This is a genomic window from Sphaerotilus sp. (assembly GCF_041083715.1).
GTDB lineage: Bacteria > Pseudomonadota > Gammaproteobacteria > Burkholderiales > Burkholderiaceae_C > Sphaerotilus.
The window spans coordinates 1-5,355 of the sequence record NZ_JBFPGY010000357.1; the positions used below are offsets into that span (position 1 = coordinate 1).

The 5,355-nt window shown below is 69.6% G+C and carries 8 protein-coding genes and 1 pseudogene; 8 read left to right on the top strand and 1 reads right to left on the bottom strand.

What is annotated here, in order from left to right; all coding sequences use genetic code 11:
- Nucleotides 1-209, top strand: a pseudogene (locus AB3X43_RS16875) (hypothetical protein); the annotation flags it as partial.
- A 20-nt stretch (nucleotides 210-229) separates the two neighbouring features.
- Nucleotides 230-592 carry a DOPA 4,5-dioxygenase family protein gene (locus AB3X43_RS16880; protein ID WP_369431028.1) on the top strand — a complete coding sequence of 121 codons (363 nt, stop codon included), beginning with the start codon at nucleotides 230-232 and terminating at the stop codon, nucleotides 590-592.
- Between the two features lie 37 nt (nucleotides 593-629).
- Here AB3X43_RS16880 and AB3X43_RS16885 read toward each other — a convergent pair whose 3' ends face one another.
- The gene (locus AB3X43_RS16885) at nucleotides 630-950 is read right to left on the bottom strand and encodes an EthD family reductase (RefSeq protein ID WP_369431029.1); all 321 of its coding nucleotides are present in this window, start codon (nucleotides 948-950) and stop codon (nucleotides 630-632) included.
- Between the two features lie 197 nt (nucleotides 951-1,147).
- Between AB3X43_RS16885 and AB3X43_RS16890 the strand changes: the two genes are divergently transcribed.
- From AB3X43_RS16890 to AB3X43_RS16915, 6 genes are all read left to right on the top strand, one after another.
- Nucleotides 1,148-1,618: a GNAT family N-acetyltransferase gene (locus tag AB3X43_RS16890; RefSeq protein ID WP_369431030.1), complete on the top strand. Its 471-nt coding sequence runs from the start codon at nucleotides 1,148-1,150 to the stop codon at nucleotides 1,616-1,618.
- Between the two features lie 145 nt (nucleotides 1,619-1,763).
- Nucleotides 1,764-3,005: a hypothetical protein gene (locus tag AB3X43_RS16895; RefSeq protein ID WP_369431031.1), complete on the top strand. Its 1,242-nt coding sequence runs from the start codon at nucleotides 1,764-1,766 to the stop codon at nucleotides 3,003-3,005.
- Between the two features lie 55 nt (nucleotides 3,006-3,060).
- On the top strand, nucleotides 3,061-3,552 hold the full coding sequence (locus AB3X43_RS16900) for an SRPBCC family protein (protein WP_369431032.1): 492 nt from the start codon (nucleotides 3,061-3,063) through the stop codon (nucleotides 3,550-3,552).
- Between the two features lie 106 nt (nucleotides 3,553-3,658).
- The gene (locus AB3X43_RS16905) at nucleotides 3,659-3,928 is read left to right on the top strand and encodes a phosphopantetheine-binding protein (RefSeq protein ID WP_310461372.1); all 270 of its coding nucleotides are present in this window, start codon (nucleotides 3,659-3,661) and stop codon (nucleotides 3,926-3,928) included.
- 7 nt (nucleotides 3,929-3,935) lie between these two features.
- Nucleotides 3,936-4,448 carry a COG4648 family protein gene (locus AB3X43_RS16910; RefSeq protein ID WP_369431033.1) on the top strand — a complete coding sequence of 171 codons (513 nt, stop codon included), beginning with the start codon at nucleotides 3,936-3,938 and terminating at the stop codon, nucleotides 4,446-4,448.
- Nucleotides 4,445-5,355, top strand: a 911-nt coding sequence (locus tag AB3X43_RS16915) for an AMP-binding protein (RefSeq protein ID WP_369431034.1), incomplete at its 3' end; no start/stop codon positions are given. The genes AB3X43_RS16910 and AB3X43_RS16915, both read left to right, overlap by 4 nt.

Genomic DNA, 5,355 nt, shown 5'->3' on the forward strand with positions numbered 1-5,355 from the left:
ATGCCGAGTTGATGGGCGCGCCTGGAGAAGTTGTGGCGCACGCACTGGCGGTAGCGCTCCTCGACGTACTTCTGCCCCTTGGTGCGCATGGCGTCGATGAGGCGAGGGAGCTTGTGAGCGGCGGCCGGTCTGTGGCGCCGGTGGGGGAAAAGGACGATTATGTGGAACGCGCGATGCGCAACATTGCCCCGTACTTGCCGACCGCGTGACCCCGCAGGAGCCGCCCCCCATGAACCGCGCCACCCCACCGATCACGGGCTACCACGCCCACGTCTATTTCGACGCCGACACGATCGACCAAGCCCGCGCCCTGTGCGAAGCCGCCGCCCGGCACTTTCCGCTGGCGATGGGCCGGGTGCACGCGCAGCCGGTGGGGCCGCACCCGGACTGGAGCTGCCAGCTCGGCTTCCGCGCGGAGCTGTTCGGCGAGGTGCTGCCCTGGCTCAATGCGCACCGGGCCGGCCTGACCGTGTTCGTGCATCCGGTCACCGGCGACCAGCTCGCCGATCACCGCGACTTCGCGATCTGGCTGGGCCGCAGCCGGCCGCTGGACCTCTCCCAGTTCCGCGACCTGACGGCCGGACCCGCCTGACAGCGGCAATGCCGGTGGGCGCGAGACGCGGCGCCCTTCAGGGATGTCCGACGACCACCTCGCTGATCTGGATCGCGGGCGACAGATCGGTGTAGTTGGGAATGTCGTCCATGATCTCCTTCGCGTGGGGGCCGAAGCCGGCCTGGAAGGTTTCCACGGAATCGCAGAAGATGTGGCACATCCCGACATAGGTGGCCGGTGTCCCCGGCAGTCCGCCGGCCAGTCCCTTGTCGATGGTGTAGTAGCGGCAGCTGTCGCCCATGCGCGCCTGCACGAGCGGCATGTGCTGGTCGCGGTAGTAGTCGTGGTCGAACCGGGCTCCGGCCTGGTTGGGGTACATCACGCTGACCTTGATCATGGGGGCTTCTCCTGGTGGTGGGTTGCGGCACCCGTCCCGCCATCCGTGCAGGCGGTGCCCCGCCCGCGCATCATGCGCGGACCGGTCGCTGGCGAGGAGGCGGCAAACCCTCCCGGCCGAGACCGAACGGCGCGGGCACGCCATGCCGAGCGCTTCGGCCCGCGCCCCTCCGGCAACGGTCCTTCCACGGAGTCCCCATGAACATCACGCTGCGCGCCGTCACGCGCGACAACTTCGAGGCCGTCACCGATCTGGAGCTGCTCCCGCACCAGGAGGACTACCTCGCGAGCAACAGCTACTCGATCGCCCAGGCGAGCTTCCACCCCCACCTGCGGACCCGTGCCGTCTACGCGGCCGAGACACTGGTGGGTTTCATGATGTACGCCGTTCCGGTCGAGGGCGGCGAGGCCGGCGAATACGGCATCTGGCGCTTCATGGTCGATGCGAAGCACCAGGGCACCGGCATCGGCCGCCAGGCGCTGGCGCAGCTGATCGACGAGATCCGTGCACACGGCGATGTGCGCCGGATCACCATCTCCTACCTGCCGGACAACGCCGCGGCACAGCGCTTCTACGCCAGCTTCGGCTTCGTCGAGCGTGGCATCGACGACAGCGACGAGATGGTCGCCGTGCTCGACGGCGGACCAGGCGCACCGGTGTGGCCGTAGCCCGCTGCAGACGGGTGGCCCCCGTCAAATTGTCACAGTCGGATCGGACACTCCTGGACACAAAAGCCAATCCACCTTGGCGTGTCACCGGGTTCCGAGCGGATCGGTGCATGCCCTCGACGGTCCGCCGACCAGGACACTTCCGATGCGCCTTGCCTCCTTGCCGATCGCCACCCTGCTGTTCACCTCCGCGCTTGCGGCCTGCGGAGGCGGCACGACCGATCCGGCGGTCGAACCCAAGTCCACGGTGGCCGTGATCGGCGACGTGCCCTACGGCACCAGCCCGACCGACGACGCGGAGTTCAAGGCCAACCCGGCGTTCATCACCGCGATGAATGCCGATGCCGACCTGTCGGCCGTCCTGCATGTCGGCGACATCCACTCCGGCAAGGAGTACTGCACCGAGGCCTATGACCGCGCGATCGCTGCGCAGTGGTCCGCGTTCAAGGTGCCGCTGGTCTACACGCCCGGCGACAACGAGTGGGCCGACTGCCACAAGGTCAAGCAGGGTGGTGGCTCCTACGTGGCCGGCGCGATCAGCCTGCTGAAGGATGCGGCCGGCAACCTGCTGAGCTACGTCGGCGGGGATCCGGTCGCCAATCTGCAGCTCGTGCGCTCGATCTTCTTCGCGACACCGGGCAAGACCTCGGGTGCTGCGATGGACGTGCACTCGCAGGCCAACGAGTTCGACACCGCCTACCCGGCCGACGCCGCCTACGTCGAGAACGTGTGGTGGATGAAATCCAAGGTGCTGTTCGTGACGCTGAACGTGCCCGGCGGCTCGAACAACGACACCGATGTCTGGTACGGCGCCCCGACCGCGAGCGCGGCCCAGACGCTGGAAGTCGCCAACCGCTCGGCGGCCAACCAGCGCTGGCTGGCCGCGGCGTTCAAGGCCGCTGCCGCCAATGGCGCCATCGGCGTGGTGATCCAGCTGCAGGCCGACATGTGGGACCTCGACGGTGTGTTCACGAACGACGCTGCCGGCCACAGCCACCTCTACGGCTACAAGCCCCTGGTCGACCAGATCGCGACCAGCACCACCAGCTTCGGCAAGCCGGTGCTGCTGTTCAACGGCGACTCGCACACCTACCGCACGGACAATCCGCTGAAGGCCGGCTCGGCCTGCGTGATCGAGCCGTCGTCGGGTGCGGCGGCAGTGGCCTGCTCCGCCACGACGGTGCCGGCCACCGCCGGCAACGGCAAGTTCGATCCGTACGAGAACCAGCCCTACGGCTACAGCGTGCCCAACTTCCGCCGCATCGTGGTGCATGGCAGCACCACGCCGCTGGAGTACCTGAAGCTCACGATCGATCCAGCCGCCAACGCCGACAACGGCACCGAGGCCTTCGGTCCGTTCAGCTGGAAGCGCGTCAAGCCGCTGTGAGGTCCGGCGGGGCTTCGGCGCTACGATGACGGCCGTCAACCTCCACGGAGCCCCGATGAGCCATCCTTTCGAAATCAGCGTCCTGCTGGACGCCCCCCAGGCGCTGGTCTGGGATGTCATGACCCAGCCCGAACACCTCGCGCACTGGTTCGGCCCCAAGGGCAGCGTGATCCGCCACAGCGACATGGACTTCCGCGTCGGCGGCAGCTACCACTACTGCGCGGACTTCTTCGGCTTTCCGCTCTGGGGCCTGTGGAATTTCGTCGAGATCACGCCGACCGACCGCCTCGTGCTGCTGCAGTGTTTCTCCGACGAGCAGCGCGGCGCCACCCGCCACCCGATGGCCCCGGTCTGGCCGCTGCACACCCGCTCGACCACGGTGCTGACCACCGAAGGCGCACAGACCCGCCTGACGCTGCAATGGCAGCCCGAGGGCGCCACGCCCGAGGAGCAGGTGCTGTTCGACGCCAGCCATGCCTCGATGCAGGGCGGCTGGGGCGGCAGCTTCGAGGTGCTGGCCGAGTACCTGAAGACGCTGGCCCGCTGACCCGGCGATCCGACCGGCGCGTGGCACGTGCCGCGATCGAGCCTGGTGCGTTTGGTAAAATGCGGGTTTCCTCTGACCGCTGCGCTTCCCACCAGGACAGGCCGACATGACCACTGCCGACACACCATTGCTTCAGGAGGTTGCCGCGCTGCTGGTCGATGCGCTCAACCTCGACACGCCCGCAGCAGACATCGATCCCCAGGCACCGCTCTACGGCGAGGGCCTCGGCCTCGACTCGATCGACATCCTCGAAGTGGCGCTGGTCGTCTCCAAGCGCTATGGCTTCCAGCTGCGCTCCGACGACGAGCAGAACGTGCGCATCTTCTCGTCGCTGGCGAGTCTGGCCGACCACATCGCCGCGCACCGCACGGTCTGAGTCCCGCATGGTGGCGCGCGGGCGATTCCTGCTGCTGGCGGTGGCGGCCCTCGGCACCGCGCTGGGCTCGCACTGGCTCATCACGCGGGCGGCGCAGTCCACCTTCGCGCCGCTGGTGCAGGGCGTGTTCCTCGCGCAGCACGCGGGCGTCCACGCCGCGCTGGCGCTGTGGTTCGCCACCACGCTGCGCCGTGGCCACCAGCCCCTGATTTCCACGCTGGCGCAGCGCGTGCACGGCCACCTGACGCCCGCCATGGCGCACTACACGCGGCAGGTGACGCGGGCCTGGGTGCTGTACTTCGCGGCGATGGCCGCGGTGTCGCTGGGCCTGTACTTCGGCGGCCAGCTGCGCGCGTGGTCGCTGCTGGTCAACGCCATCACGCCGGTGGCGACGCTGGCGATGTTCGTCGGCGAATACGGGCTGCGCTACCGGCTGCACCCGGAATTCGAGCGGGTGGGCTTCACCGCGGCGGTGCGGGCCTGGCGCCTGCACCAGGCGGACCGGCAGTCGCGCCCATGAGCGACTCGGAAACCACCACCACCTTCCCGCTGCTGGCCGACGGGCCTGGCCTCGACACGCCGCTGGCCTGGCGCCGCGGACAGCCGATCGCACGGGCACAGTATCTGCGCGATGTCGCTGCCCTGGCGGTGACGCTGCCCGAGGGCGGGCCGGTGCTGGCGATGACCGGCGACCGCTACCGCTTCGCGCTGGCGCTGGGCGCTGCGCTGGTGCGCGGGCAGGCGGGGCTGATGCCGCCGAACCACACGCCGGACATGGTCGAGCGGCTGCGCGGGCTGTTTCCGCAGGCGTATGTGCTGGCGGACGACGAGGCGCCGGAGATCGGGCTGCCGGTGGTGCGGTTGGCGGAAGAGGGTGCACTGGCGGCAGAGGCGGGGGTGCCGCAGATCGCTGGCGACCACGAGGCGGCGCAGGTGCTGACCTCCGGTTCGACCGGCGCGCCGATGCCGCATGGCAAGCGCTGGGACCTGCTGCACACCAACCTCCGGGCCGAGGCCGCGCGGCTGGCCGAGGCGCTGGGCCGGGCCGATCTGCAGGGTGTGACTGTCGTGGGCACGGTGCCGGCGCACCACATGTACGGCTTCGAATCGACCGTGCTGCTGGCGCTGCTCGGTGGTGCGGCGTTCGCAGCGGAGCGGCCGTTCTTTCCGGGCGACATCGTGCAGGTGCTGGCCAGCGTGCCGCGGCCGCGCGTGCTGGTGACGACGCCGTTCCACCTGAAGACGCTGGTCGAGTCCGGGCTGGCGCTGCCGCCGGTCGACCTGACGCTGTGCGCGACCGCGCCGCTGTCGCCGCAGCTCGCTGCGCGCGCCGAGGCCGCGCTGGGCGGGCCGCTGGTGGAGATCTACGGCTGCACCGAAGCCGGCCAGGTCGCCACCCGCCGCACCACCGAGGGTCCCGAGTGGCG